Origin of the sequence: Streptomyces sp. NPDC006393 (genome assembly GCF_040628575.1) — a bacterium.
Taxonomy (GTDB): Bacteria; Actinomycetota; Actinomycetes; order Streptomycetales; family Streptomycetaceae; genus Streptomyces.
Genome location: NZ_JBEXZD010000014.1, coordinates 59,183 through 85,513, shown reverse-complemented (window position 1 = coordinate 85,513; position 26,331 = coordinate 59,183). Strand labels below are relative to the sequence as shown.

At 72.9% G+C, this 26,331-nt stretch carries 19 protein-coding genes; 12 read left to right on the top strand and 7 right to left on the bottom strand.

Translation table 11 applies throughout. From position 1 onward, the window contains the following. Positions 1 to 79: 79 nt before the first annotated feature. A complete protein-coding gene (locus ABZ484_RS09635) occupies positions 80 to 1,102 on the bottom strand; it encodes a GAF domain-containing protein (protein WP_358865325.1) in 1,023 nt (340 codons plus the stop codon). A 761-nt stretch (positions 1,103 to 1,863) separates the two neighbouring features. Here ABZ484_RS09635 and ABZ484_RS09630 point away from each other — a divergent pair. From ABZ484_RS09630 to ABZ484_RS09595, 8 genes are all read left to right on the top strand, one after another. After that, complete coding sequence (locus ABZ484_RS09630; RefSeq protein ID WP_358865324.1) at positions 1,864 to 3,816, top strand: beta-ketoacyl synthase N-terminal-like domain-containing protein; 1,953 nt, start codon at positions 1,864 to 1,866, stop codon at positions 3,814 to 3,816. Further along, positions 3,813 to 5,624 carry an AMP-binding protein gene (locus ABZ484_RS09625; RefSeq protein ID WP_358865323.1) on the top strand — a complete coding sequence of 604 codons (1,812 nt, stop codon included), beginning with the start codon at positions 3,813 to 3,815 and terminating at the stop codon, positions 5,622 to 5,624. The genes ABZ484_RS09630 and ABZ484_RS09625 overlap by 4 nt, the downstream gene beginning before the upstream one ends. Positions 5,625 to 5,703: 79 nt before the next feature. Beyond that, a complete protein-coding gene (locus ABZ484_RS09620; RefSeq protein ID WP_358865322.1) occupies positions 5,704 to 6,888 on the top strand; it encodes an NAD(P)/FAD-dependent oxidoreductase in 1,185 nt (394 codons plus the stop codon). Positions 6,889 to 7,075: 187 nt separating this feature from the next. Further along, positions 7,076 to 9,940: a nitrate- and nitrite sensing domain-containing protein gene (locus tag ABZ484_RS09615; protein ID WP_358865321.1), complete on the top strand. Its 2,865-nt coding sequence runs from the start codon at positions 7,076 to 7,078 to the stop codon at positions 9,938 to 9,940. A 12-nt stretch (positions 9,941 to 9,952) separates the two neighbouring features. After that, positions 9,953 to 10,384, top strand: a complete 432-nt coding sequence (locus ABZ484_RS09610; protein ID WP_358865320.1) for a roadblock/LC7 domain-containing protein — start codon at positions 9,953 to 9,955, stop codon at positions 10,382 to 10,384. Next, positions 10,377 to 10,751: a DUF742 domain-containing protein gene (locus ABZ484_RS09605; RefSeq protein WP_358865319.1), complete on the top strand. Its 375-nt coding sequence runs from the start codon at positions 10,377 to 10,379 to the stop codon at positions 10,749 to 10,751. Before ABZ484_RS09610 ends, ABZ484_RS09605 begins: the two co-directional genes overlap by 8 nt. Further along, complete coding sequence (locus ABZ484_RS09600) at positions 10,732 to 11,328, top strand: ATP/GTP-binding protein (protein WP_358865318.1); 597 nt, start codon at positions 10,732 to 10,734, stop codon at positions 11,326 to 11,328. The genes ABZ484_RS09605 and ABZ484_RS09600 overlap by 20 nt, the downstream gene beginning before the upstream one ends. Before the next feature lie 108 nt (positions 11,329 to 11,436). Further along, positions 11,437 to 12,117: a GPR1/FUN34/YaaH family transporter gene (locus ABZ484_RS09595; protein WP_358865317.1), complete on the top strand. Its 681-nt coding sequence runs from the start codon at positions 11,437 to 11,439 to the stop codon at positions 12,115 to 12,117. A gap of 28 nt (positions 12,118 to 12,145) precedes the next feature. Here the strand turns inward: ABZ484_RS09595 and ABZ484_RS09590 are convergent, their stop codons facing one another. The 3 genes from ABZ484_RS09590 to ABZ484_RS09580 form a co-directional block, all read right to left on the bottom strand. Further along, positions 12,146 to 12,514 (bottom strand): cytochrome C oxidase subunit I, encoded by a 369-nt coding sequence (locus ABZ484_RS09590; RefSeq protein WP_358865316.1) that lies wholly within the window; start codon positions 12,512 to 12,514, stop codon positions 12,146 to 12,148. After that, positions 12,511 to 14,190, bottom strand: coding sequence for a cytochrome c oxidase subunit I (gene ctaD, locus ABZ484_RS09585; RefSeq protein ID WP_358865315.1), 1,680 nt, complete (start codon positions 14,188 to 14,190; stop codon positions 12,511 to 12,513). The genes ABZ484_RS09590 and ctaD overlap by 4 nt, the downstream gene beginning before the upstream one ends. Before the next feature lie 196 nt (positions 14,191 to 14,386). Next, a complete protein-coding gene (locus ABZ484_RS09580) occupies positions 14,387 to 15,346 on the bottom strand; it encodes a LysR family transcriptional regulator (RefSeq protein ID WP_358865344.1) in 960 nt (319 codons plus the stop codon). 103 nt (positions 15,347 to 15,449) lie between these two features. On the opposite strand from ABZ484_RS09580, the gene mdlC reads away from it, so the two are divergent. From mdlC to ABZ484_RS09560, 4 genes are all read left to right on the top strand, one after another. Next, the gene (mdlC, locus tag ABZ484_RS09575) at positions 15,450 to 17,030 is read left to right on the top strand and encodes a benzoylformate decarboxylase (RefSeq protein ID WP_358865314.1); all 1,581 of its coding nucleotides are present in this window, start codon (positions 15,450 to 15,452) and stop codon (positions 17,028 to 17,030) included. Positions 17,031 to 17,095: 65 nt separating this feature from the next. After that, complete coding sequence (locus ABZ484_RS09570; protein ID WP_358865313.1) at positions 17,096 to 18,550, top strand: benzaldehyde dehydrogenase; 1,455 nt, start codon at positions 17,096 to 17,098, stop codon at positions 18,548 to 18,550. Between the two features lie 82 nt (positions 18,551 to 18,632). After that, positions 18,633 to 19,880 (top strand): aromatic acid/H+ symport family MFS transporter, encoded by a 1,248-nt coding sequence (locus tag ABZ484_RS09565; RefSeq protein WP_358865312.1) that lies wholly within the window; start codon positions 18,633 to 18,635, stop codon positions 19,878 to 19,880. 156 nt (positions 19,881 to 20,036) lie between these two features. Further along, positions 20,037 to 21,470, top strand: coding sequence for a condensation domain-containing protein (locus tag ABZ484_RS09560; protein ID WP_358865311.1), 1,434 nt, complete (start codon positions 20,037 to 20,039; stop codon positions 21,468 to 21,470). Here ABZ484_RS09560 and ABZ484_RS09555 read toward each other — a convergent pair. The 3 genes from ABZ484_RS09555 to ABZ484_RS09545 form a co-directional block, all read right to left on the bottom strand. Continuing rightward, on the bottom strand, positions 21,413 to 24,103 hold the full coding sequence (locus ABZ484_RS09555; protein WP_358865310.1) for a SpoIIE family protein phosphatase: 2,691 nt from the start codon (positions 24,101 to 24,103) through the stop codon (positions 21,413 to 21,415). The two genes, ABZ484_RS09560 and ABZ484_RS09555, sit on opposite strands and share 58 nt — an antisense overlap. Positions 24,104 to 24,249: 146 nt before the next feature. After that, a complete protein-coding gene (locus tag ABZ484_RS09550) occupies positions 24,250 to 24,819 on the bottom strand; it encodes a TetR/AcrR family transcriptional regulator (protein ID WP_358865343.1) in 570 nt (189 codons plus the stop codon). A gap of 92 nt (positions 24,820 to 24,911) precedes the next feature. Beyond that, a complete protein-coding gene (locus tag ABZ484_RS09545) occupies positions 24,912 to 26,195 on the bottom strand; it encodes an FAD-dependent oxidoreductase (protein WP_358865309.1) in 1,284 nt (427 codons plus the stop codon). Positions 26,196 to 26,331 lie beyond the last annotated feature (136 nt).

Below are 26,331 nucleotides of genomic sequence, written 5' to 3'. Positions count from 1 at the left end.
GGGGTACCTTCCGGCCGAGGGCCGGGGACTGTCGCAACAGGCCCTGGGTGTCGGGCTGCCGGGCGCCGCGCGGGGACCGTCACCTAAGGGGCATGCCGTCGGACAGCGCGCCGCCGCCCAGTTGCTCGAACCGCTGCTGGACGTTGGCCGCGAAGGCCTGCGACTCGGCGCCGCCGTAGCCCTGCCCGGCGGCGCTCATCGCCACCGTCAGGACGCCCTTGAAGGGTGCGCTGGGGGAGGTACGCACCGGTGTGCACAGGAAGTTGAAGTCCTGGGGCGCCGGGGCGTCGTAGGTCCTCAGGGAGACCCGGGGCACCGTGGTCGGCCGGCCGGTGCGCAGCGCGTCGTCCATCGCCCGGAACACACCGACCTCGTCCAGGCCGGGCAGCACCCTGCGGCCGAGGCTGAACTGGGGCACCATGCCGAAGGCCTGGCCCTGCTTGCCGTTGGCGTAGCGCAGCAGGTGGTCGGGGCCCTCGGTGAGCATGATGGGGAACGGCGCCCCGTCGAACACCGCGAACAGCTCCTGCTGCTGGGCGAGCAGGCTGTCGCGCAGCTTGAACTCGGACAGCAGGGTCTCGGAGAGTTCCTGCATGCCCTGCCTGAGCTGGCGGTCCCAGGTGCGTGGCTTGAAGTCGGCGACGCACACGGTGCCGAGGATCACGCCGGTGTTGTCGCGCAGCGGAGTGCCCAGGTAGGAGCGCACGCCCAGGTCGTTGACCAGGGCGTTGCCCTTGAAGCGCGGATAGTCGAAGACGTCGTCCAGGGCGAGCTGGGACTGCTGGGCGACCACGTGGGGGCAGAAGCCGTAGTCGCCGGGCGCCTCGCGGGCGAGGTTGCTCAGATCGAACGGGATTCCGCCGCCCGCGGTGTCCACGGGCTCCTCGTCGGAACCGGTGGGCACGAACATGCCGCGGAACATCTGCCGCTCGTCGTTGATGAAGTTGACCATGGCCAGCGGCGACTGGGTGAAAGTGGCCGCGAGGCGCGCGACGCGGTCGAACGTGGCCTCCGCCTCGACCGTGTTGAGGCCGAGAATCCTCAGCCGGTGCGTCCGCTGCTCGCCGGAGGCGCGCTGCTGTTCGGGTGACAGGGAATCCATGGGGTCAGATCAAAGCAGAGTTCCGGCCCCCTGTGGATCACCACTCCCGGTCATTTCCGCCCCACCCGCCCCGCCGTCAACGTCTGTGCGGGGGGCAGGACTTGGCTTCCACGCCGGTCACCGTGGGGCGCTCCGGTCGGTACCGGGCAGGACCGGCACGTGCCCATTCGGGGATTCTGTCCAAACTTTTCGATGTTTCAACGCCCAGCGATCACTTCCCGTCAATCTTTGAACGCCCGGCGAACCGAAACGATTTTGCCCCCGACAATCATGCGGTGGACTTGCTGTCGACACTGACGCGTTCAGTCCGGCACGACACCAGGCGCTCGAATATGAGTTCGAAATTGGGAAGGGTGAGGCGGGTGCACGGTCCCCGGTCCGGGCCCGAGCAGTGGGTGCGTCGAGACCGTCGGCCCCGCTTCCTTGGGCGGGCGTCACACCGTCGGCCCCCTGTCCCCGCATCGGTTTTACGCCACGACTCCCGCCTGCCGTGATCGCGCGGCCCGGAGACGGCGGAGGCCCGTCGGCCTGAACGCGGTGGCGCCCCCGGCGGTGCACAGCCGGGGGTCCGCACGACGGGAGCGCCCACACGACGGGACCGCCACGCGACCGGTTCGCGAGATTCCCTTCTCCGCCGTCCTCGTTCCGGGACGGTTGCTCAGCCTCTGACAAGTGACGTATGCGTGCGGAAAGTTGCGATGGGGCAAGATCAACTGCGCCAGGGCGTAGGAGTCGTGGCGACGTATGAACGGAGTTCTCTCATGAACAGGTCCGACGTGGACCCTCGGTCGGTCGCGGTGATCGGCATGGCCTGCCGGCTGCCCGGCGCCGCCACGCCCGGTCAGCTGTGGGCTCTGCTGCGGGACGGCGTGGACGCCACCAGCGAGACGCCTCCTGAACGCTACGACGTGGACGCCCTCCACTCCCCCGGCGCCGGCCCGGGGCGCATAGCCGCCCGCCGGGGCGGCTACCTGGACCGGGTGGCGGAGTTCGACGCGGAGTTCTTCGGGATGTCGGCCACCGAGGCCACCGAACTCGACCCGCAGCAGCGGCTGTTGCTGATGACGGCCTGGGACGCGCTGGAGGACGCCGGGCAACGTCCCGACCGGCTGGCGGGCAGCCGGTCCGCCGTCTTCGTCGGCAACGCCCGCGCCGACCACCTGGAACTCTCCCTGCGCCGCGGCCCCGAGTCGGTGACGGCCGCCCAGCTCAACAACTTCCGCTCCCTGCTGTCCGCCCGCCTGTCCCACTTCCTCGACCTCCGCGGCCCCAGCGTCGTCGTGGACACCGCCTGTTCGTCCTCGCTGGTCGCCGTGCACCAGGCCGTGCAGAGCCTGCGCGCCGGGGAGAGCCCGCTGGCCCTGGCCGCGGGGGTGAACCTGGCGCTGCGTCCGGACGAGGGCCTGGTCCTCACCCACGCCGGCGCGATGGCCGGCGACGGGCGCACCAAGTTCGGCGACGCGGGCGCGGACGGCTACTCCCCGAGCGACGCGGTGGCCGTGGTCGTCCTCAAGCGCCTGACCGACGCGCTGGCCGACGGCGACCGCGTCCGCGCGGTCATCCGGGGCAGCGCGATCGGCAACGACGGCCGCACCAGCGACTCGGTGCTCAACCCGTCGCTCCAGGGCCAGCTCGACGTGCTGCGCTGGGCGTACGAGGACGCCGGCGTGGACCCGGCCGACGTCGACTACGTCGAGGCGCACGGTTCCGGCTCGCCGGCCCTCGACCCGCTGGAGCTGAGCGCGCTGGGCGAGGTGCTCGGCAGGGGGCGGCCCGCCCACCGGCCGCTGCTGGTCGGCTCGGTCAAGACCAACGTCGGGCACGCGGAGGCCGCCGGCGGCATGGCCGGGCTGGTCAAGGCCGTGCTGTGCCTGGAGCACGGCCAGATACCGGCCAGCCTGAACCTGGACACCCCGCACCCGGGCGTCGCCTGGGACAGCCTGCCGCTGGAGGTGCCGGCCAAACTCCGGGACCTGCCCGACCCGGGGCGGCCCGCCGTCGTCGGGGTCGGCGGGCAGGGCTCCTCCGCGCTCAACGCCCACGTGGTGCTCGCCCAGGCCGACGCCCCGGCCGCGGCGCCCGCCGGCGAGACGGACGCCACGCCGTACGTCCTGGCCCTCTCGGCGCACAGCCCCGCCGCCCTCGAGGCGCTGGCCTCGGCCTACGCCGCCTATCTGCGTCCGGGCGGCGAGGGAGCGTCGTACGCGCTGCGCGACATCTGCTACAGCGCGGCCACACGGCGGCAGCACCACACGCACCGCGTCGCGGTGGTCGGCCGCACCCACGAGGAGCTGGCGGACGCGCTCACCGGGGTCCCGGCACTGGGCGGGCGCCCGCTGTCGGCCGTCGCCGACCGCTACCTCGCCGGCGAGGAGCCCGACTGGGAGGCGGTGTTCGGCCCGCCGGGCCGCTACGTCCCGCTGCCCGCCTACCCCTGGCAGCTGCGCCGGTACTGGCCGGGCGAGGAGCACGGCGACGGGCACGACGAGGCCGGCGACCTGGCCGCCTGGGTGCTGCGCGAGCACGCCCGCACCGGTTTCGACGACGCCTCCTCCCTCACCGACATCGGCATCGACTCGCTGGCGAAGCTGCGGATCGTCGTGGAACTGGCCAAGCGGTGCCGGCAGGAGGTCGACCCGGAGGAGTTCGGGCGGCTGCGCACCGTCGGCGAGCTGCGGCAGTGGACCCGGGCGCTGGAGGCGGCGGTCCGGTGAACACCCCCCAGACCCTCTACGAGTGGTTCGCCCGCACGGCCGCCGCGCACCCCGAGGAGCCGGCCCTGGAGGTCGACGGGGCCCGGCTGACCTACAGCGAACTGCGCGAGCGCGCCGAGCGGACGGCCGCGGACCTGGTCGCGGCGACCGGCGGCGGCCCGCCGCGACGGGTCGGGCTGCTCGCCACCCGCTCGGTGACCGCCTACGCCGGTTACCTCGCCATCCTGCGGGCCGGCGCGACCGTCGTCCCCCTGAACCCGGAGCACCCCACCGCACGCACGGCCGGCGTCGTCGAAGCGGCCGCCCTCGACCTCATCCTGACCGAGACCCCCGACGCCGCCGCAGACCTCGGCGTCCCCGTCCACGTGCCCGGTCCGGCGACCCCGCACAGGGACGCCCCCGGCGCCACCGCGGGCGGCCCCGGGGCGGACGGTGCGGCCGTGGGGGTCGGCGGGGCGGACAAGGCGAGCGAGGCCGAGCAAGCCGACGCGGCCACCGCTACCGGCACGGCAATCGGGGCCGCCCCCACCGGAACCGGCGCGAGCACCAGCGCGAGCGGCGAGACCCCGACAGGGGACACGAAGGCCCACAGACCCGGAACGGCCGTCGGCGTAGACGGAGCCACAGGGGCCGGCGAGGCCGACGCGGCCGGGCGGGCCGACGCAGGTGTCGGAGCCCCTGCGGCGGGCAGCGGGGCGTTTCGGCAGGTGGGGCCCGACGATGTCGCGTACATCATCTTCACCTCCGGCTCGACCGGCGCGCCCAAGGGGGTGCCGGTGCGGCACCGGAACATCTGCGCCTATCTGGAGCAGGTCGCCGGACGGTACGGCATCGGCCCGGGCAGCCGGCTGTCGCAGACCTTCGAGCTGACGTTCGACGGGTCCGTGCACGACCTGTTCGTCGCCTGGGCGGGCGGCGGCACCCTCGTCGTGCCCCGGCGCAGCCAGTTGCTGTCCCCGGTCAAGACCATCAACAGCCTGCGGCTGACGCACTGGTTCTCGGTGCCGTCGCTGATCACGTTCGCCTCCCGTCTGGGCACCCTCGCCCCCGGCGGCATGCCCACCCTGCGCTGGAGCGTCTTCGGCGGCGAGCCGCTCACGCTCCAGGCGGCCCGCGAGTGGCGCACCGCCGCTCCGGGCAGTCGCCTCGAAGTCCTCTACGGCCCCACCGAAGTGACCATCTCCTGCACCGCCTACCGGTTCCCCGAGGACGTCGCCGACTGGCCGCACACCCCCAATGGCACCGCGCCGATCGGCGCCGGCCACCCGGCCCTGGAACTGATGCTGCTGGGCGAGGACGGCCGGCCGGGCGACACCGGCGAGCTGTGCGTACGGGGCCCGCTGCGCTTCGCCGGATACCTGGACCCCGCGCACAACGCGGGCCGCTTCCTCACCGAGGACCTCCGGCCGGCCGGCGACGGACCGCCCGAGCAGCGGCACTGGTACCGGACGGGAGACCGGGTCACCGTGCGGGACGGCCGGCTCGTCCACCTCGGGCGGACCGACCACCAGGTGAAGATCCGCGGTCACCGGATCGAGCTGGGCGAGATCGAGGCCGCGCTGCGCGGGCAGCCCGGGGTGCGGGACGCCGTCGTCGTCACCGTGCCGGCCGTCGACGGCGAGCCCGAGCTGCGGGCCGCGGTGAGCGGGCCGGGCTGCGTGCCCGACCGGCTGTACACGGCCCTGGGCGACCGGCTGCCGCCGTACATGATGCCCAGCCGGATCACCGTCCTGGAGCGGCTGCCGCTCAACCCCAACGGCAAGATCGACCGCCGGGCCGTGCTCACCGAACTCGGGTGCGCGCGCTGAGTTCTTCCTGACCTTCCCTGTCCCCGAGTCCCCGAGTCCCCGAGTCATCGTCCACCGACGTTCGTTGTGAGGCATCCGCATGTACGACGCCATCGTGGTGGGGGCGCGCTGCGCCGGCGCGCCCACCGCTCTGCTGCTGGCCCGGGCGGGACACCGGGTCCTCCTGCTCGACAAGGCGGCGTACGGCTCCGACACCCTCTCCACCCACCTGATCCACCAGCCCGGCGTCGCCGCGCTCGCCCGCTGGGGCCTGCTGGAGCGGGTGCGCGCCTCGGGCTGCCCGCCCATCGAGCGCGCGGTCTACGAGGTCGCCGACATCCATATCGAGGGCTGCGCCCGGGGTGTGGAGGGGCAGCGGGCGGGATTCGCCCCGCGGCGGCACGTGCTGGACGCCCTCCTGGTGGACGCGGCCGTCGAGGCGGGGGCCGAGTTCCGCGACCACTGCCGGGTGACCGGGCTGCTGCGCGACGGCACCGGCCGGGTCGTCGGCGTCGAGGGCAGGCACGGCGGGCGCGCGTTCACCGAGCGCGCGCGCCTGGTGATCGGCGCGGACGGGATGCGTTCCGCGGTCGCCCGGCTGGCGGCGGCGCCGTACACGGTGCAGGACCCCCGGCTGACCTGCGCCTACTACACCTACTGGCAGGACGTCCCGGCCGATCTGGAGCTGTACGAGCGGCCCGGCGGCTGGGTGGCCACGGTGCCCACCCACGACGCGGCGACCCTCGTCCTGGCCTACTTCCCCCAGTCCCGCTTCGAGGAGGTCCGTACCGACGCGTGGCGCGCCTACCGGGAGCAGATACGCGCCACCGCGCCCGCCCTGCACGAGCGGCTGGCGGACGCGAGGCCGGTGGAGCGGCTGCACGGCAGCGGCGACCAGCAGAACTTCTTCCGGCAGCCGACCGGACCCGGCTGGGTCCTGGTGGGCGACGCCGCGCACCACAAGGACTCCATCACGGCACGGGGGATCAGTGACGCCTTCCAGCAGGTCGAGGCACTGGTGGCGGCGGTGAGCGGCACGCTCGGCGGCGATCCCGCGCGCCTGGACGCGGCGCTGAGCCGGTTCGCCGACGACGGCAGGGCATCCCTCGCACCGGGCTACGAGGCCACGCTCGGCGCCGCCCGGCTGGACCCGCACGAGCGGCGGCTCTCCCTGCTGCGGGCCGTGCAGTCGGATCCGGAACTCACCTCGATCTACCTCGACATGGTGGCCGGGATCGCCTCCGCCTCGGACCTGTACACCCCGCGGCTGCTCGCGCTGCTGTGAAGGGTGCCAACTATGTGGAGATACAGGCCAGTTGCCGCAGACCGCATATGACGCTGCGCGATGATCCTGATACCGTGCAGCTCGCGCCGACCTCGATCACGGTGAGCCACCAGGCCGCAGCGCGGGGATCGTCGAACGTCGAGCGCACCTGCCCGCACCGCTGTACCGCTGCTGTACGAGGAATCAGATGCCAGGCACCCGCGACCGGCGGACACGTCACCGCGCCGCTTCCCCCCGATCACTGCGATCCTCGTTCGTCCTCCCCTTCGTCGTCCCCGCGGTCTGTCTCAGCGGCCTGTGGGGGTACACGGCGGCCGGACTCGTGGACGACCAGGTCCGGTTGCACACCGAGGCCGACCATGTCACGTCCCTCGCCCGGCCCGCGCAGGAGCTGCTGACGCGGATCCAGGACGAGCGCCGGCTGACCGCCGTGTGGCAGGCGGCCCGCACAGGCGCCGCTCGGGCGGACCTGGACGCGGCCCGCAAGAAGACCGACACCGCCCTCGCCGAGTACCACCGGCAGGCGGACGGCGCGGACACGGCCACGCTGCGGCGCCGGGCCGGGGCGTTCGACGGCGCGCTGGCGTCACTGGCGGACCGCCGGTCCGCCGTCGACGCGCGCAGGCTGTCGCCCGGCGACGCCTTCGCGTACTTCACCGACGCCGCCTCCCAGGGCCTGGCCCTGCTCACCGCGGCGGTGCGCGGCGACGACGGGACGCTGGAGCGCGCAGGCACGGCGACGGTGGCGCTGGCCCAGATCACCGAGATGCTGGCGCGCGAGGACGCGCTGGTCTCCGCGGCCCTGCCCGCCCGCCGCATCACGGAGGCCGACCGCGTCCGCTTCGGCGCGTACCTGGGCTTCCAGCGGGCCGCGCGGGCGGGGCTGATCGTCGAGGACCTGCCCGGCGACGCGGCCGCCGGGTACGCGCGGATCACCTCCGGCACGCGGTGGGCCACGGTCGGCTCGGTGGAGGACGCCGTCACCGGCGGCCGGGGCACCGCTCTGCCGCAGCGCGCCACCGACTGGCCGGCCGCCGCGGACGGCGTCGTGGGTGACGCCCAGACGCTGGGCGCCACCTCGTTGGAGGCGTGGGCCGGCGATGCCTCGGACCGGGCCGACGAGCTGCTGCTGGCCACCCTGCTGGGCACGGCGGCCACGCTGGCGGCGCTGGCCGCCGCCGCGGTCCTGGCGCTGCGCACGCGCCGCTCGGTGACGAGCCGCCTCGCCGAGTCCGACCGCCTTGCCGAGCGGCTCTCCGAACTCCGGTCGAGCGCCGAGCTGCTGGCGACCCACCGGCTCCCCGAGGTGCTGGGCCGAATAGAACGGGGCGAGCGGATCGATCCGGCCGTGCTCACCCCGCGGCGGTCGCAGGCGGGCGACGAGATCGGGCGGCTGTACTCGGCCGTCGACCAACTGGCGCACGTCGCCGCCCGGTCGGCGCTGCGCCAGTCCCGGGGCCGGGAGGGCTCGGACAAGGTCGTGGGGCAGCTCATCCGGCGCGCCCAGGTGCTGATCCACCGGCTGATCGCGCTGCTGGACGACCTCGAACGCAAGCACGAGGACTCGGACCTGCTCAAGGACATCTTCCGCGTCGACCATCTGGCCACCCGGGTGCGGCGACACGCGGAGAACCTGATGATCCTCAGCGGTGCTCCGCCGAGCCGCCGTACGACCCAGCCCGTCGCCCTCACCGATGTGATGCGCAGCGCGGTGGCGGAGACCGAGCAGTACACCAGGGTCAGGGTGAAGAACACGCCGGCGGACCGGCGGGTGGCCCTGGCCGGCCGTGCCGTCGCCGACGTCACGCATCTGCTGGCCGAACTAATCGAGAACGGCACCAGCTTCTCCCCGCCGGACACCCAGGTGACGGTGAGCGCCACCCGGGTCGCCAAGGGCCTGGCCGTCCATGTGGAGGACCAGGGCCTCGGCATGCCCGCGGACCTGCTGGAGCGGGCCAACCGACTGCTCGCCGAGCCGCCCAGGGTCGACATGACCGTGTTCGGCGAGGACCCCCGCCTGGGGCACTTCGTGGTGGCGCGGCTCGCCGAGCGGCACGGCATCAAGGTGGTGCTGCGCGAGTCGGACTACGGCGGCACGCTCGCCCTGGTGGTGATCCCCGTCCCGCTGCTGGAGGACACCTCCTCGCCCGTCGTCGACCAGCTCCAGTCGGCCGCGGTGGCCGCGGGCCGGGCCGTGGAGAGCGGGCCGGAACCCCGGCTGACGGGCGCCGGGCAGCACGCGGCCGCGGCCGGCCCCGACGCCCTGACGGGGGTGGGCGCCCGTGAGACCGGCGCCGAGGGCGTCATCGTCCACACGGCGCTGCCGGACCACAACGGTTTCCCCGAGTACGGAGGTGCAGGCCTGTTGCCCCCCGCGTCGGAACACCCCGCACCCACGGCCCCGGAGCCGGCCCCGTCCGTCCGGCCGTCCCCGCCGGCACCACCGGCCCATCCGGCGCCGTCGGCCCACGTGGCTCCACCGGCACCACCGGCCCACCCGGCGCCGTCGGTCCACGCGGCTCCACCGGCAAACCCGGCACCACCGGCCCACCCGGCGCCGTCGGCCCGACGCGCCGGGCCGGCCGGACCGGCTCCGCAGCCGCCGGCACCGGCCGCGGAGCCCTACCGGCGGACGGCACCGCCGCCCGCGCAGTCGCCCGCGCAGTCGCCCGCACACCCGTCCGTACAGGCGCCCGCACACCCACCCGCGCGGCAGATCCCGGAGCCGTCCGGAGGGCCCGGCGCGCCGGACACCCCCCGTCCGCTCACGACGCCGTCGGTCCTGCCGCAACGGGTCAGGGGGGCCAGCCTGGCCCAGCAGTTGCGCAGTCAGGCGGCACAGGCCGAGGACGAGCCCGAGGGCACGAGCGACGACGACGTCATCTCGCCGCACGCGTCGGCCCGTGCGATGAGCGCCATCCACCAGGGGCTCAAGCGGGCCTGGAGCTCCGAGAACGCCCAGGACGCCGAGTACGCCGAGGACGATGACACGCCGCACGGTGCGCACGGGCGGCCCAGCGACGCGGCAGGCCCCACTGCCCCTGAACTGTGAGGACGTTAAGCAATGACTGAGCAGGTACACACCGGACGTCAGCTCGACTGGCTCCTGGACGGTCTGGTGGACCGGATACCGGAGATCCGGTGCGCCATCGTGCTCTCCGGTGACGGTCTTCTGATCGGCAAGTCCAAGGACATGCTCCGCGACGACGCCGAGCACCTGTCGGCGGTGGCCTCGGGTGTGCACAGCCTCGCCCGCGGCGCCGCGCGTCACTTCCACAGTGGACGCGTGCAGCAGACGGTCATTCAGATGGACAAGGCGTTCCTCTTCGTCACGGCCGCGGGCAAGGGGGCCCGCCTGGCATCGCTCGCCTCTCAGGAAGTGGATGTGGGGATGATGGCGTACGAGATGGGCACGCTCGTCAAGCAGGTGGGCCAGTATCTGACGGCCGCGCCGCGCGTGCAGTCCGCGACCGGCGGCCCCGTTCAGGATGCCTGAGCCGCGCCGGCACGACGTCGAGGAGGCCGGACGCTACTTACGGCCGTACGCCATCACCGGCGGACGCACCCAGCACAGTCAGTACGCGTTCACGCTGATCACGCTGGTCGTGGCGCGGTCGGCGCACGGGCCGGCCACGGGCCATCTGGAGCCGGAGGCGGCCCACATCCTCGACCTGTGCCGGGACCGTGCGCTGGCGGTCGCGGAGATCGCCGCGCTGCTGGACCTGCCGGTGAGCGTGGTGAAGGTGCTGTGCGGGGATCTGCTCGACGCCTCGCTGATCCTGGTGCAGTCGCCGCCCGGTCAGGAGAGCCGGCCGAGTGTGGAACTCATCGAAAGGGTGATGGATGGTATCCGTCAGCTCTGAACCGGTCATGCCGACCGCGCTGAAGATCCTCATCGCGGGCGGCTTCGGAGTGGGCAAGACCACCATGGTGGCCGCGGTGAGCGAGGTGCCCCCGCTGGAGACGGAGGAGCGGATGACCGAGGCGAGCCTCGGTGTCGACGACCTGTCCGGGGTGGAGGGCAAGTCCTCGACGACGGTGGCGATGGACTTCGGCCGCATCACGATCGCTCCGGAACTGGTCCTGTACCTGTTCGGCACGCCCGGCCAGGACCGGTTCTGGTTCATGTGGGATGACCTGGCCACCGGCGCGCTCGTCGCGGTGGTCCTCGCGGACACCCGGCGGCTGGAGGCGTCGTTCGCCTCGATCGACTTCTTCGAGGCGCGCGGCATCCCTTTCGCCGTCGGCGTCAACTGTTTCCACGGGCGGCGCGACTGCACCGCCGATCAGGTGCGGGCCGCGCTGGACCTGGACGCGTCCACCCCGGTGGTGATGTGCGACGTGCGCGACCGCGCCTCCAGCAAGCAGGTCCTCCTCAGCGCGCTGGAGGCGGCCCGCGCCCGGGCCACCGCGGAACGTGACATGACGTACGCCGTGTGACGGCCCGGGAGTTCTGCCCGGCGCCGGGATCACGTTCGTGCGGGCTTCGGCAGCCCGGTCACATGGGCGGTGCCGTTTCCTCCCGGTGCCGGCGGGTACGCGGCGAGCGTGATCCCCACTGAGGAGAACGGCCCGGAGGCCGCCACCGTCACCGTCCGGCCGTACGGCAATCCGCTGCCCCTGGGGTTCTTCTCGTTCGGCATCGGCATGGTGCTGCTGGCCGGGATCGGCCTGGGCCTGCTCACCGGCGACGAGGTGCGCTCCGCGGGCATCCTGCTCGCGGTCTTCGTCTTCCCGCTGGAGTTCCTCGCCGCCGTCATGGCCTTTCTGACCCGGGACACCGCCGCGGCGGCGGCGCTCGGGCTGTTCGCCACGTCGTGGGCCGCGCTGGGAGTGCTGCACATCGTCGCGCCCGGGCAGCGGACCAGCACCGCCCTCGGCATGTACCTGTGCGCCTTCGCCCTCATGCTGCTGCCCTTGGCGGTGACCGGCTTCCTGGGCAAGGCGCTGCTCGGCGTGGTCCTGAGCGTCTCCACGCTGCGGGCCGCGCTGGCGGCCGCCTATCAGCTCGGTGCGCCGCACGCACTCGAACTCGCCGACGCCGCCGCCGCGTTGCTGCTGGTGGCGCTGGCGCTGTACGCCGGCACCGCCTTCCTCGTCGAGGACCTGCGGCAGCGTACGGTCCTGCCGGTACTGCGCCGCGGGGACGCCCGGCGGGCGGTCGAGGAGGATCCGGACGGCCGGCGGACCGGCCGGGCGCGGGAGCCGGGCGTCCGCAGGCAGTTGTGAAGGCGTCCCGCACCGCGCGGGCAGCGCGTCAGGACTGCGTGACGGCGAGGGTGAGCAGTGCCGCCGCGGCCAGGACGGCCACGGCGGCGATCACGGAGGCCACACAGCGCGCCCGCAACCGCGAGTACCGCTCCTCGTACTCGCCGCGCAGGCCCCGGCATCGGTCCGCGACGCGCTGGAGGTCCGCACGCGCCCGGACCAGGCAGTCGCGGACGTAGTGCTGTTCGATCTCCTCCCGCTGGGCGGTGGTCAGCCATTCCAGCGGCTCGGTGAAGGCGCGGGCCCGCTCCTCGGCCTCGGCGACGCGCGCCTGCCAGAGCAGATAGCCCTCCACCTGGTTGACGACGTGGGCGGGTGAGACCGGCTCGTCGTCCGTGCGTCTGCGTGCGTCCGTCATGTCGGCAGGCCCAGGTTCTCCCGCTTGTCCGTGAGCGAGACCTCGGGATGGCTCATGTCGAAGGCCGGGGACTCGCTGCGGATCATGGGCAGCGTGACGAAGTTGTGCCGCGGCGGCGGGCAGGAGGTCGCCCACTCCAGCGAACGGCCGTAGCCCCAGGGGTCGTCGATCTCGATCTTCTTGCCGTACTTGGCCGTCTTCCACACGTTGTAGAAGAAGGGCAGCGTGGACAGGCCCAGCAGGAACGAGCCGATGGTGGAGACCATGTTCAGCGCGGTGAAGCCGTCGGCGGCCAGGTAGTCGGCGTACCGTCGCGGCATGCCCTCGGCGCCCAGCCAGTGCTGGACGAGGAAGGTGGTGTGGAAGCCGACGAACAGCATCCAGAAGTTCATCTTGCCCAGCCGCTCGTCGAGCATCTTGCCGGTCCACTTGGGCCACCAGAAGTAGAAGCCCGCGAACATCGCGAAGACGACGGTGCCGAAGACGACGTAGTGGAAGTGCGCCACCACGAAGTAGCTGTCGGAGACGTGGAAGTCCAGCGGCGGGGAGGCAAGGATCACGCCGGTCAGACCGCCGAAGAGGAAGGTGATCAGGAAGCCGACCGACCACAGCATCGGCGTCTCGAAGGACAGCGCCCCCTTCCACATGGTGCCGATCCAGTTGAAGAACTTCACACCGGTCGGTACCGCGATCAGGAAGGTCATGAAGGAGAAGAACGGCAGCAGCACACCGCCGGTGACGTACATGTGGTGGGCCCACACGGTCACCGACAGGCCCGCGATCGAGATCGTCGCGCCGACCAGGCCCATGTAGCCGAAGATCGGCTTGCGGGCGAAGACGGGGATGATCTCCGTGACGATGCCGAAGAACGGCAGCGCGATGATGTACACCTCGGGATGGCCGAAGAACCAGAAGAGGTGCTGCCACAGCAGCGCACCGCCGTTGGCCGGGTCGAAGACGTGGGCACCGAACTTGCGGTCCGCCTCCAGCGCGAGCAGCGCGCCCGCCAGGATGGGGAAGGCGAGCAGCACCAGGATGCTGGTGAGCAGGACGTTCCACACGAAGATCGGCATGCGGAACATGGTCATGCCCGGCGCGCGCATGCAGACGATCGTGGTGACGAAGTTGACCGAGCCCATGATGGTGCCGAAGCCGGACAGGGCCAGACCCATGATCCAGAGGTCTCCGCCGATGCCCGGCGAGTGCACCGCGTCGGTCAGCGGGGAGTAGGCGAACCAGCCGAAGTCGGCCGCGCCGTTGGGCGTGAGGAAGCCACCCACCGCGATCAGCGAACCGAGCAGGTACAGCCAGTAGGCCAGCATGTTCAGCCGCGGGAAGGCCACGTCCGGGGCGCCGATCTGCAGCGGCATGATCCAGTTCGTGAAGCCCGCGAACAGCGGCGTCGCGAACATCAGCAGCATGATCGTGCCGTGCATCGTGAAGAACTGGTTGAACTGCTCGTTCGACATGATCTGCAGACCCGGACGGGCCAGTTCGGCCCGCATCAGCAGCGCCAGGATGCCGCCGAACACGAAGAACACGAACGAGGTGACCAGATACAGCGAGCCGATCGTCTTGTGATCGGTCGTCGTCGCCCACTTCACCACCACGGCACCGGCCCGCAGGCGGCGACGGGGACCGGCGGTTTCCGGCGTGATGTGCTGAACGTCTGTCATGCGGCCCGTGACACGCTTTCTCGCGAAGACATGGATGCGTGAGTTCCGCGGTGATGTCCGCAGGGCTCGGCACCATCCTCGTGGCTCGGGCACGCACGGCACCGTCTGCCGTCGCCGGGATGGCCCAACATCGGGCCGAATGCACCCGGTCGGCCTACACGGCGCGTGGGTCAGGCGCGTGGGTCAGGGGCGTGGGTCAGGCGGGCCGGGCCGGCCGCTCGGGTCCGACCGCGTACGGCGGGAGCTGCGCCGGGCTCACCCGCTCCCCCAGCACCTCGGCCATGAACCGCACCAGCCACCGTTGGGAGGGGCTGCGGGAGGACTCGTGCCGGGCGTAGAGGGCGACCTCGATCGGCTCGGTCTCGAAGGGCAGCCGGACCAGCCGCAGCCTGTGGGAGGCGGTGAAGACCTCGCCGACGTACTCGGGGACGATGGCGATCAGGTCGGTCTGTTCCAGCAGGTAGGGCAGCATCGAGAAGCGGGTGGCGTCGACCACCACGCGGTCCAGCAGGTCGTGCGTGGCGAGCACGGCCCGCGGCACGACGTGCCCGCTGGAGCCGAAGACGGTGGCGTGGTGCTCGGCGGCGAGCTCCTCCAGGGTGACCGCCTCGCCCCGGATCCGGGGGTGGTCGGCGGCCACCATGCCGACGTAGCGCTCGTGGAAGAGCGGGATCCGCACCGTCCGGTGGGAGGTCAGCACCGGGGTGGCCACAAAGGCGTCGAGGTCGCCGCGGCGCAGCTGCTGCTCGGCGTCGTCCACGTCGAGCGGCCGGACGATGAACGACACCCGGGGCGCACGCTCGCGGGCCGCCGCCAGGAGGCGGGGCAGCAGGGTGGCCTCGCCGAGGTCGGAGAGGGCCAGCGTGAACCGGCCCGGCATGGTGGCGGGGTCGAAGGCGTCGGCCTGGCGGATGGTGCCGTCGATCTCGGCCAGGGCCCGCCGCAGCGGCTCGTACAGCCGGCGGGCGCCGGCGGTGGGCGTCAGGCCGCGTCCCGTGCGCCGGAACAGTTCGTCGTCGAAGTGCCGGCGCAGCTTGCCCAGGCTGTAGCTCACGGTGGGCTGGGTGACGTGGAGGGTCTCCGCGGTGGCCGTGACGCTGCCGGTCTCGTACAGCAGCACGAACACGCGCGCGAGATTGAGATCAAAGCTCCGCATGGTCCCCATATCGAGGAACTCTATATCGCCGCTCGGGAACATTTATTGGTGCCCATGTCGGGGCCTTGCCTAGCGTGCGTCGCATCACTCGAAAGGAACGTCCGTGCCTTCCGTACGTCATGTCTCCCACGAGCTCCTGCGACGCCAGGGGCTCACCACCGTCTTCGGCAATCCCGGCTCCAACGAGCTGCCCTTCCTGGCCGGTCTGCCGGACGGCTTCCGCTACGTCCTGGGTCTGCACGAGGGGGCGGTCGTCGGCATGGCCGACGGCTACGCCCAGGCGACCGGGCGGCCGGTGCTGGTCAACCTGCACGCGGCCGCCGGCTCCGGGAACGCGATGGGCGCGCTGACCAATGCGGTGGCCTCGCGGACCCCGCTGGTGATCGTGGCCGGACAGCAGGTGCGCCCCGCCGTCGGCCCGGAGGCCAACCTGGCCAACGTGGACGCCCCGGCGCTGATGAAGCCGCTGGTCGGCTGGGCGGCGGAGCCGGCGTGCGCCGAGGACGTGCCGCGCGCGCTCGCGCAGGCCGTGTTCGAGGCCGAGCTCCAGCGCCGGCCGACGTATCTGTCGGTGCCCTACGACGACTGGGCGGCCGACGTCGACGACAACTGCCTGGCCGTGCTGGACCGGCGGGTCGAGCGGGCCCGCGTGCCGGACGGGGAGCAGTCCCGCCGGCTCGTCGAGCGGGTGGCCGCCGCCGAGCGGCCCGCGCTGGTGCTGGGCGGCGACATCGACTCGGCCGGCCTGTTCGACGACGCCGTGCGGCTGGCCGAGCGCCTGGGCGGGCCGGTCTGGGCGGCACCCTCGCTGTTCCGGCTGCCCTTCCCCAACCGGCATCCGCTGTTCCGCGGGGTGCTGCCCGCCGGGATCGCGCCCGTGTGCCAGGCGCTGGAAGGGCACGACCTCGTGCTGGTGCTGGGCGCGCCGGTGTTCCGGTACCACGAGTACCAGCCGGGCCGGTATCTGCCGGAGGGCACCCGGCTGATCCAGGTGACCGAGGACGCCTCCGCGGCCGCGCGGGCACCGATGGGCGAGGCGCTGGTCGCCGACCCGGGCGCGGTGATCGACCTGCTGATCGAGCGGCTGGGCTCCCCCGCCGCGCCCACGGGCCCGTACCGGCCGGTGCCCGAGCCGCCGGCCGCCGAGCGGCCGCTGCTGCATCCCGAGGAGGTCTTCGCGGCGCTGCGCGACCGGCTGCCCGAGGACACCGCGTACGTGGTCGAGTCGACCTCGACGAACTCCTCCTGGTGGCGCCAGATGGATCTGCGCCGGCCCGGCTCCTACTACTTCCCGGCGGCCGGCGGACTGGGGTTCGGGCTGCCCGGCGCGGTCGGGGTCGCGCTGGCACAGCCGGACCGGCCGGTCGTGGGCGTGATCGGCGACGGCTCGGCCAACTACGGCATCACCGCGTTGTGGACGGCCGCCCAGCACCGCGTTCCGCTGACGATCGTGCTGCTGCGCAACGGGACGTACGGCGCGCTGCGCTGGTTCGGCGGACTGCTCGGTGTGCCGGACGCCCCCGGCCTGGACATCCCGGGTCTGGACTTCACCCGGATCGCGGAGGGCTACGGAGTCCGCGCGACGCAGGTGGGCGACGTCGAGGAACTGCGGGCCGTCCTCGCCGAACGCCCCGACGGGCCGCGGCTCGTCCAGGTCGACACGGCCCTCACCACCCCCTCCTGAGCACACCTGCCCGCCCGGGCCGCACCCGGGCGACCCGACGAACCGCTTCGACGAAAGGGACACCGATGGCACTCCTGGACAGCGACGTCTGGGCCAAGAAGTTCTTCAGCGACGGCTGGCGGAGCTCCGCCGCCGAGCAGCCGGTCGTCGAGCCGGCGACCGGCGACCAGCTCGCGACGGTGGGCCTGGCGACGGCCGAGGACGTCGGCCGGGCCGCCGCGCGGGCGGCCGAGGCGCAGCGCGCGTGGGCGGCGACCTCCCCGCAGCGCCGGGCGGCGGTGCTGCGCCGGGCGGGCGAGCTGTTCGCCGAGCACGCGGCCGAGGTGGAGGACTGGCTGGTGCGCGAGGCCGGTTCGGTGCGGGCCAAGGCGGGCTTCGAGGTGGGGCTCGCCGTGGGCGAGTGCTTCGAGTGCGCGGGGCTGCCGACACATCCGCAGGGCGAGGTGCTGACCTCCGAGGAGGCCCGCTGGTCGCTCGCCCGGCGCCGCCCGGCCGGTGTCGTGAGCGTCATCGCGCCCTTCAACTTCCCGCTGATCCTCGGTCTGCGCTCGGTGGCGCCCGCGCTCGCCCTGGGCAATGCGGTCCTGCTCAAGCCGGATCCGCGCACCGCGGTGAGCGGCGGCGTGGTCATCGCGCGGATCTTCGAGGAGGCCGGGCTGCCGGCCGGGGTGCTGCACCTGCTGCCGGGGGACGGGGCGGTCGGCCAGGCGGTCGTCGAGGCCCCCGAGGTGCGGGTGGTCTCCTTCACCGGGTCCACGGCGGTGGGGCGGGCGATCGGCGAGCGGGCGGGCCGGCTGCTCAAGCGGGCCCATCTGGAGCTGGGCGGCAACAACGCACTGGTGGTGCTGGAGGGCGCGGATGTGCCCAAGGCGGCGTCGGCCGGAGCGTTCGGCTCGTATCTGCACCAGGGACAGATCTGCATGACGACCGGCCGTCACATCGTCCACGAGTCGCTGCTGGCGGAGTACACGGCCGCGCTGGCCGCGAAGGCGAAGGCGCTGCCGGTGGGCGACCCGGCCCGCGAGGACGTGGCGCTCGGCCCGCTCATCGACCGGCGTCAGCTGGAGCGGGTGCACGGCATCGTCACCGAGTCCGTCGCGGCGGGCGCGACCCTCGCGGCGGGCGGCGAGATCGCCGGCGCCGGCTACCGGGCGACCGTCCTGACGGGTGTGCGGCCCGACATGCCGGCCTGGCGCGAGGAGATCTTCGGCCCCGTGGCGCCCGTGATCGGCTTCTCCACCCTGGAGGAGGCCGCGGAGATCGTCAACGACTGCGAGTACGGGCTGTCCGTCGGCATCCTCGGCGATGTCGGTACGGCGATGAAGCTCGCCGACCGGATCGACTCCGGCAAGGTCCACATCAACGAGCAGACCGTCAGCGACGAGCCCAACGCGCCCTTCGGCGGGGTCAAGGCCTCCGGCACCGGCTCCCGGTTCGGCGGCGCGGCCGCCAACGTCGAGGCCTTCACCGAGACCCAGTGGGTCACGGTCCGCCCGGACATCGCCGACTACCCGTTCTGACGCTCGTCCCGATCCGCCCCTCTCCACCCGGCTCCACCCCGCTCCCGTCCGCCCGCACCCGTCCCCTGGGGGGTATGTCCCGATGACATCCACCGTCTCGTCCCGCACACCGGCGCAGTCAGGCACCACCGGGCGCAACGCCTGGACCGTCGTCCTGTGCTGGATCACCGTCATGCTCGAGGGATACGACCTCGTCGTCCTCGGCGCGATCATCCCGGTCCTGCTGCGCACCCATCACCTCGGCATGACCGCCGGTGACGCCACCACGATCGCGACGCTGTCGCTGGTCGGCGTGGCCATCGGCGCGGTCTGTGTCGGGCCGCTGGCCGACCGGCTGGGGCGGCGGCTGCTGCTCATCGGGTCGGTCGTGCTGTTCTCCGTGTTCACCCTGCTGGTGCCGCTGGCCGGCTCGGTGACGGTGTTCGCCCTGCTGCGCCTGATCGCCGGCCTCGGCCTCGGCGCCTGCATGCCGGTGTCGCTGACGATGATGGCCGAGCACATGCCGGCCGCACGCCGGGCCCGGGCCAGCACGCTGACCATGACCGGCTACCACACCGGCGCCGTGATCACCTCGCTGCTCGCGCTCCAGGTGACGGACAACTGGCAGATACTCTTCTACGTCCTCGGCGTCGCCGGTCTCGTCATCGCCGCCGTCCAGTGGTTCCGGCTGCCGGAGTCGGAGGCATTCGTCCGGGCCAAGGAGTCGGAGGGCGCGCAGCGGGTGCCCTTCACGGAGCTGCTGAAGCCGGCGTACCTGCGCGCGGGCATCGGGGTCTGGGTCGCCTCCTTCATGGGGCTGCTGCTCGTCTACGGCCTCAACACCTGGCTGCCGAAGCTGATGAACGACGCCGGCTACCCCGTCCCCACGGCCGTCACCCAGCTGCTGGTGCTCAACGCCGGCGGTGTCGTCGGACTGGTCGTGGGCGGCCTCGTCGCCGACCGGCGGGGCATCAAGGGCACCACGCTCGTCTGGTTCGCGGTCTCGGTGCTGATGCTGGCCTGCCTGAGCGTCAAGATGGACAGCGACCTGCTGCTCAACACCGTCGTCTTCTGCACCGGCGTGTTCGTCTTCTCCGCACAGGTGCTCGTCTACGCCTATGTGACCGCGTACTACCCCGCCGCCGTCCGCGGCACCGCCCTGGGCTCGGCCTCCGGGATCGGCCGGATCGGTTCGATCGTCGGCCCGTCGATCACCGGCGCCCTGGTCACCGCGGGCATCGGCCACCCGTGGGGCTTCTACTTCTTCGCCACGGTCGCGGTCCTCGGCTTCGCCGCCGTACTGACCCTGCCCCGGGCGACCCGGACCGCGCAGGTGGCGCCCGCCGAGTGACGCCTCGCGGGGCCGGCTCGGGGCACCATCCACGCCCCGGGCCGGCCCCGGACGGCACGGCCGCCCCGCGGACCCGGCCGGCGGCCACCCGCAACCACCCGAGCCTCTGCGCAGTTGCTTCCCTGTACCCCCATGCAACGGAGGCTTCCCTTGCGTATGACCGACATCCAGCGCTGCGAGGTCCGGCCCGGGCTGCTCGTCGAATGGAGTCTCGATCCGGCGGCCGTGCGGGCCGCGACCGGCCTGCCGGACGACTCCCGGCCACCGGCGTACATCCAGGAGTCGCACATCAGGACGGCCAGGTCCGTGCGGGAGGACGGCCTGTTCGTGCCGACCTGGCTGGGCACCGCGTTCGACATCCCGGGCAGCGTCGACCTGGACGTCCTCCAGGAGGCACTGCGCGGCTGGATGCTCCGCCACGAGACGCTGCGCAGCGGCTTCCGCTGGGCCGGCGACGAGATGCGCCGCTTCACTCTGGACGCCGCCGACGTGTCGCTGCGCCGCGAGACGATCGGCGAGTTCCGCGACGCGGACGTTCTGGTGCGGTATCTCCAGGATCGCTTCGACGTGGCGGCGGACGCGCTGCGCTGGCCGAACTTCCTGTACGCGGCCGTGGTCAGGGCGGACGGCGCCAGCGTGTACATGGCCTTCGACCACAGCAACGTCGACGCCTACTCCGTGCAGCGCATTCCGGCCGAGATCCACGAGCTGTACGCCGCGGGCGCCCGGGGCATCCGCCCCGAACGCGAACCGGCCGGCAGCTATGTCGACTTCTGCCGGACCGAGCGCACCAGCGCGGACGAGATCGACGGCACGGACGCGATCGTCGAGCGCTGGCGGGAGTTCATCGACCGGTGCGACGGCAGGCTGCCGAACTTCCCCGTCGACCTCGGTCTGGAGCCCGGCGGGCGGCTGCCCCGGCAGCAGCTCATGCGGGAGATGCTGGTGGACGCCGGGGACGCGGCGGCGTTCGAGGCGTACTGCCGCCCCTTCGGCGGGAGCCTGGTCGGTGTCCTGGCGGCCACCAGCCTCGTCGTCCACGAGATCGGCGGCCGGCCGGTGTACCGCACGGTCGTGCCGTTCCACACCAGGAGGAACTCCCGGTGGCTGGACTCGGTGGGCTGGTACGTCGGCGGCGCCCCGGTGGAGATCCACACCGACCAGGCACCCGACTTCGACGGCCTGCTGCGGATGGTGAGCGCCCAGTTGCGCGCCAACAGGTCGCTGGCCCGGATGCCGCTCGCCCGCGTGCTGCGCCTGCTCGGCTCGGACTTCCGTCCGACCTCGCCCGACCTGTACTCGATCGTCTCGTTCGTCGACGCCCGGGGCATCCCGGGCTCGGAGCGCTGGACGGAGCTGAAGGCCTACGGCCTGCTCCGGGTGTCCTACGGCGACCAGGTGTGCGCGTGGGTCACCCGGCTCCACGAGGGACTCCAGTTCGCGAGCCGCTACCCGGACACCGATGTCGCGCACAAGAACCTGCGGCTGTACGTCGAGCGGCTGCGGGAGGTGATCGTGTCGGTGGCCCGCTCTCAGCAGCCCGGGGGATCCTCCGGCAGGGCCAGTTCCGCCCAGATCACCTTGCCCTGAGGGGTGTAGCGGGTGCCCCAGCGCTCGGTCATCTGCGAGACCAGGAACAGGCCCCGGCCGCCCTCCTCGGTGGTCGCGGCGTACCGCAGGTGCGGTGAGGTGCTGCTGCCGTCGGAGACCTCGCAGATGAGGGTGCGGTCGTGGATCAGCCGCACGTGGATGGGCTCGGAGCCGTAGCGCAGGGCGTTGGTGACGAGTTCGCTCAGGACGAGTTCCATGCTGAAGGCGAGCTCGCCGAGGCCCCACTCGTCGAGTGTCGCGCTGGCCGCGTCGCGGATACGGGCGACGGCGGCCGGGTCGGCCGGCACGTCCCAGTCGGCGATCCGGTCGGACGGCAGCGCCCGGGTGCGGGCGACCAGCAGGGCGACGTCGTCCTTGGGCCGCGGGGGCAGCAGGGCTTCCAGCACGGCCTGGCAGCTCTCCTCCGGCGGCCGGTCGGGATGACCGGCGAGGGCGGCGCGCAGCAGTTCCATGCCCTCGTCCAGGTCGCGGTTGCGGTCCTCGACCAGGCCGTCGGTGTACAGCGCGAGCTGGGTTCCCTCCTCCAGCTCCACCTCGGCCGTGCGGAACGGCATGCCGCCGAGGCCCAGCGGCGGCCCGAAGGGCAGCTCGGGGAAGGTGGCGCTACCGTCCGGGTGGACCAGCACGGGCGCGAGGTGTCCCGCGCGCGCCATGGCGCAGCGGCGGGTCACGGGGTCGTAGATCGCGTAGAGGCAGGTGGCGCCGACGACACCGGCGGCGGCCTCCGGACAGGACTCGTCCTGGTCGATCCGGCCGACGAGGTCGTCCAGGTGGCTGAGGAGTTCGTCGGGGGGCAGGTCGAGGGTGGAGAAGTTGTGCACCGCGGTGCGCAGCCGGCCCATGGTGGCGGCGGCGTGCAGTCCGTGGCCGACGACGTCTCCGACGACCAGCGCGACCCGGCCGCCGGGCAGGGGAATCACGTCGAACCAGTCGCCGCTGACGCCCGACTGGGCGGGCAGGTAGCGGTAGCCGGCCTCGATGGCGCTCTGCTCGGGCAGGGCCCGCGGCAGCAGGCTGCGCTGGAGGGTGACGGCCATGGCGTGCTCGCGGGCGTAGCGGCGGGCGTTGTCGATGCTGACGGCGGCGCGGGCCACCAGTTCCTCGGCCAGGGACAGCTCCTCCACGTCGAAGGGGCCGTGCTCCTTGGTGCGCCAGAAGTTGACCACGCCGAGCACGACACCCCGGGCCTGGATGGGGGCGGTGATGAGCGAGTGGATGCCGTAGTCCACCATCCGGGTGGCGCGCTCCGGGTCCTGGAGATACCAGCCGTCGGCGGTCAGCAGGTCGGTCACCAGTTCGGAGCGGCCGGTGCCGTAGCCGCGGCCCTGGGGGGTGGAGGGCAGGAAGTCGATCAGCCGGCCCTTCTCGTAGAGCGGGTGGTCGTCGCGGACCCCGTGCACGGTGATCCGCCGGACGCCCGCCGCGGTGGGGCCCGGCTCCTCGCCGTGCAGCACGCCGTCGGCGAGGTCGACGGTCACGAAGTCGGCGAAGCGGGGGACGGCGACCTGCGCGAGTTCGTCGGCGGTGCGGGTCACGTCGAGGCTGGTGCCGATGCCCAGACCGGCGTCGTACAGGAGTTTGAGCCGCTCACGGGCGACCTCGGCCCGGCCGGAGAGCGCCTGGAGTTCCGTGGAGTCGCGCAGGGTGACGACCGTGCCCTTGGGGCCTCCGTCACGGTCGGTGGGCCGCTGGTTGACGGCGAGCAGCAGACCGCCGGCGAGGTGGACCTCGTCGGTGGCCTCGCGACCGGAGGCGAGCAGCGCGACCGTCTCGGGCTCCAGGCCGGTCAGCTGCGTCACGTTCCGGCCCTCCGCGTCCGGGGGCAGGTCCAGCAGCCGCCGGGCCTCGTCGTTCGCGAGGAGCAGTCGTCCGTCGTCGCCGACGATGAGCACTCCTTCGCGTACGGAGTGCAGCACCGCGTCGTGGTGGTCGTACATGCGCCTCATCTCGTCCGGGGCGAGGCTGTGGGTCTGGCGGCGCAGCCGCCTGCCCACGAGCGCCGTCACGGCGGTGGCCACGCCGAGCGCGACCGCTCCGGCGGTGAGGATGAGCGGGATCTGCCGGTCCACCTGGCTGGTGACGTTCTTGACCTTCAGCCCGGCGGAGACCAGGGCCACCACATGGCCGTCGGCGTTGTCGACGGGGACGGTGGCCTGCATCTCCTCACCGAGCGGTCCGTGGACGCTCTCGGTATAGACCTTGCCGGCCAGGGACGGACCGATCGTGCCGACGAAGCGCTTGCCGATGCGATCGGGCATGGGGTGGGTGTAGCGGATGCCGTGGGTGTCCATGACCACGATGAAGTCGACGCCCGCGGCCTTGCGCCCCGCCTCGGTCAACGGCTGGAGCACGGCCGACGGGTCGGGGGCCTTCAGTGCGGCCACGACGCCTGGGGAGTGCGCGAAGGTCTGGGCCACGGCGATGGAGCGGCTCTTGGCCTCGGCGCTGGTGTCCCGCTCCGACTGCATGAGGAGAGCGAAGACGGCGAAGGCCACGAGCAGCACCACGAGGGCCACCTGGAGGAGGAACATCTGTCCGGCGACGCTTCGCGGACTCTTTCCCACCAGCGACCGCCGCGATATCCGTCGAAGACGGGCAAAACGGTCTGCCATCTGGCCTTTCTAGCATCGACTTGCCCGAGTCGTCACGGCTTGAGCCGATAATCCTGCGTGATGGATATCACGAAAGTGACGGGAATCAGGTGGCGTGGATCACGGGATCGGCCGGTCAGGACAGGGATGGGGAGGTCGCGGCGGGCTCAGGAGGCGGGGCGACCGCGGAGCAGGGTGTCCAGATGGTCGAGGATCCATGCCCAGCTGTCCTGCGGGTCGGGCGCGCTGTGGCTGAATCCTCCGGCCAGCTCCAGGCTGACGTAGCCGTGGAAGACGGCGCCCAGCAGGCGGACCGCGTGCGTCTGGTCCGGTTCCGGCAGGTCGTAGCCGCGCAGGATCGCCCGCATCATCTGCGCGTGCCGCACGCCCGCGCTCGCGGCGGCCGTCTCCGGGTCGAGGCGGAGCCGGGCGGCGGTGTAGCGGCCGGGGTGTTCGCGCGCGTAGTCGCGGTGGACGTCCGCGAACGCGGCCAGGGCGTCCCGGCCGGCCCGCCCGGCCAGGGCCTCGGCGGCCCGGTCGGCGAGCTCCTCCAGCGCCAGCAGGGCGATCCTGGTCCTGAGGTCCTGGGAGTTCCTCAGGTGCGAGTACAGGCTGGCAACCTTGACGTCGAACCGTCTGGCCAGCGCCGACACGGTCACCTGGTCGAAGCCGACCTCGTCGGCGAGATCGGCTCCCGCCCGGACCAGTCGTTCGGTGGTGAGTCCAGCGCGCGGCACGGCTGCCATCCCTTCGTTTCCCTGAAGGGATTATGCGCTTTCCTAAAATTCTTAGGCAACCTCCTCGGGTCCGCCGGGCTCGTCCGGTGTCGTCAGCGGGCGGCCGTACGGCCGGCCAGGGCCCGGGCGACCCGGGTGGCCGCGTACTCCACACCGGCGACGAAGCGCATCATGGGGCCGAACACCGGGGCGGCCAGCGATCCGGTGAAGTGCAGACCCGGCACCGACGACTCGAAGCCGGCGGACAGCCGGGGCGCCCGCGAGCCGGGCACGTGCTCCAGCGCGCCGCGCACCGCCGGTGACAGGAAGGGGACCGCGTCCAGGTCGAGGCGGTATCCGGTGGCGGCCAGCACGTGGTCGACGGCGAGGGTCTCCCCCGCCCGGCCCGGCCCGGCGAGGTCCAGCCGGACGCCGGCCCCGGCGGCCTCGGCCCGGGTGACCCGGCACGCCGTGCGCACCGGTACGACCCCCTCCACCCGGTCCCGCAGCCACCATCCGCCCGAGGGCCGCAGCGCACGCCGGAACAGCAGCAGCCGGGCGGCGGCGGGCAGGTGCCGCACCCCGCCCGGGGCCCGGCAGACCGCGGCCAGGATCCAGCCGGTGCCCAGCGGCGAGGCGGGCCGGGCGATCCGCAGCGGCCACGGCCGGGTCGGGGTGGGAGTCGTCCCCCACAGCAGGCTCCGCTCCCGCACCAAGACCTGCGCCCGGGCACCCGCCTCGTTCAGCAGGGCCGCGCTCTCCAGCGCGGACTGGCCGCCGCCGATCACAGCGACCCGCCGGCCCGCGTAGCGGGACAGGTCGGTGTGCTGACTGGTGTGCGACACCAGCGCTTCGGCGCCCGGTCCCTCGGGCGCGAGACGCCGCAGATCCCGCGGTATGTGGGCCAGCCCGTTCAGCCCCGTGGCCACGACGACGGCCCCGGCCGAGAGCTCCTCCCCGTCGTCCAGACGCACGGTGAGCCGGGAGCCGCCGGCCGCGCGGTCCACGGCCACCACCCGCGCCGCCTCCACCTCACCGACGTACCGCTTCTGGAACCACTGCCCGTAGCGGACGAACACGTCGCACGGGATCGGTGTCAGCTCGGTCAGCTCCGGCTCGCCGTGCACCCGGAGGAAGTCCGCCAGCCGCCCGCCGGGCTCCGGCGCGGACAGATCGACGGCATCCGGGGTCGACTTCAGGAACATCCCGGTCGCCATGGCGTGCCGCCAGCTGCCCATGACCTCGCCGAAGACCCGCACCGGCACACCGCGCGCCCGCAGATGGGCGGCGACGGACAGGCCGTACGGGCCGGCGCCGATCACGACGGCCGGAAGCCTTTGCTTCCCGGTGAACGTCTCCTCGCGGGCAGGGCGTTGCCCCGGAAACGACTGCGTCATGCATCCCCCCGACTGGTCCCCCCGCCGCCCTCCCCAAGGCCGGCGCGACACTTCGGGACGGCACGACGGCTCAGCGCCGCCGCGCACCTCCCCCCTCCGCCGCTCAGTGTTACCCATCGCCCGCCGCCGGAATGCC

What these genes read in the sequence shown, in the direction of transcription:
- ABZ484_RS09545 (WP_358865309.1), bottom strand. Translation starts at nt 26,195, where the DNA reads ATGACGCAGTCGTTTCCGGGGCAACGCCCTGCCCGCGAGGAGACGTTC.
- ABZ484_RS09590 (WP_358865316.1), bottom strand. Translation starts at nt 12,514, where the DNA reads ATGACGGACGCACGCAGACGCACGGACGACGAGCCGGTCTCACCCGCC.
- ABZ484_RS09565 (WP_358865312.1), top strand. Translation starts at nt 18,633, where the DNA reads ATGACATCCACCGTCTCGTCCCGCACACCGGCGCAGTCAGGCACCACC.
- ABZ484_RS09605 (WP_358865319.1), top strand. Translation starts at nt 10,377, where the DNA reads ATGCCTGAGCCGCGCCGGCACGACGTCGAGGAGGCCGGACGCTACTTA.
- ABZ484_RS09615 (WP_358865321.1), top strand. Translation starts at nt 7,076, where the DNA reads ATGCCAGGCACCCGCGACCGGCGGACACGTCACCGCGCCGCTTCCCCC.
- ABZ484_RS09580 (WP_358865344.1), bottom strand. Translation starts at nt 15,346, where the DNA reads ATGCGGAGCTTTGATCTCAATCTCGCGCGCGTGTTCGTGCTGCTGTAC.
- ABZ484_RS09570 (WP_358865313.1), top strand. Translation starts at nt 17,096, where the DNA reads ATGGCACTCCTGGACAGCGACGTCTGGGCCAAGAAGTTCTTCAGCGAC.
- ABZ484_RS09635 (WP_358865325.1), bottom strand. Translation starts at nt 1,102, where the DNA reads ATGGATTCCCTGTCACCCGAACAGCAGCGCGCCTCCGGCGAGCAGCGG.
- ABZ484_RS09630 (WP_358865324.1), top strand. Translation starts at nt 1,864, where the DNA reads ATGAACAGGTCCGACGTGGACCCTCGGTCGGTCGCGGTGATCGGCATG.
- ABZ484_RS09555 (WP_358865310.1), bottom strand. Translation starts at nt 24,103, where the DNA reads ATGGCAGACCGTTTTGCCCGTCTTCGACGGATATCGCGGCGGTCGCTG.
- ctaD (WP_358865315.1), bottom strand. Translation starts at nt 14,190, where the DNA reads ATGACAGACGTTCAGCACATCACGCCGGAAACCGCCGGTCCCCGTCGC.
- ABZ484_RS09620 (WP_358865322.1), top strand. Translation starts at nt 5,704, where the DNA reads ATGTACGACGCCATCGTGGTGGGGGCGCGCTGCGCCGGCGCGCCCACC.
- ABZ484_RS09610 (WP_358865320.1), top strand. Translation starts at nt 9,953, where the DNA reads ATGACTGAGCAGGTACACACCGGACGTCAGCTCGACTGGCTCCTGGAC.
- ABZ484_RS09600 (WP_358865318.1), top strand. Translation starts at nt 10,732, where the DNA reads ATGGTATCCGTCAGCTCTGAACCGGTCATGCCGACCGCGCTGAAGATC.
- ABZ484_RS09560 (WP_358865311.1), top strand. Translation starts at nt 20,037, where the DNA reads ATGACCGACATCCAGCGCTGCGAGGTCCGGCCCGGGCTGCTCGTCGAA.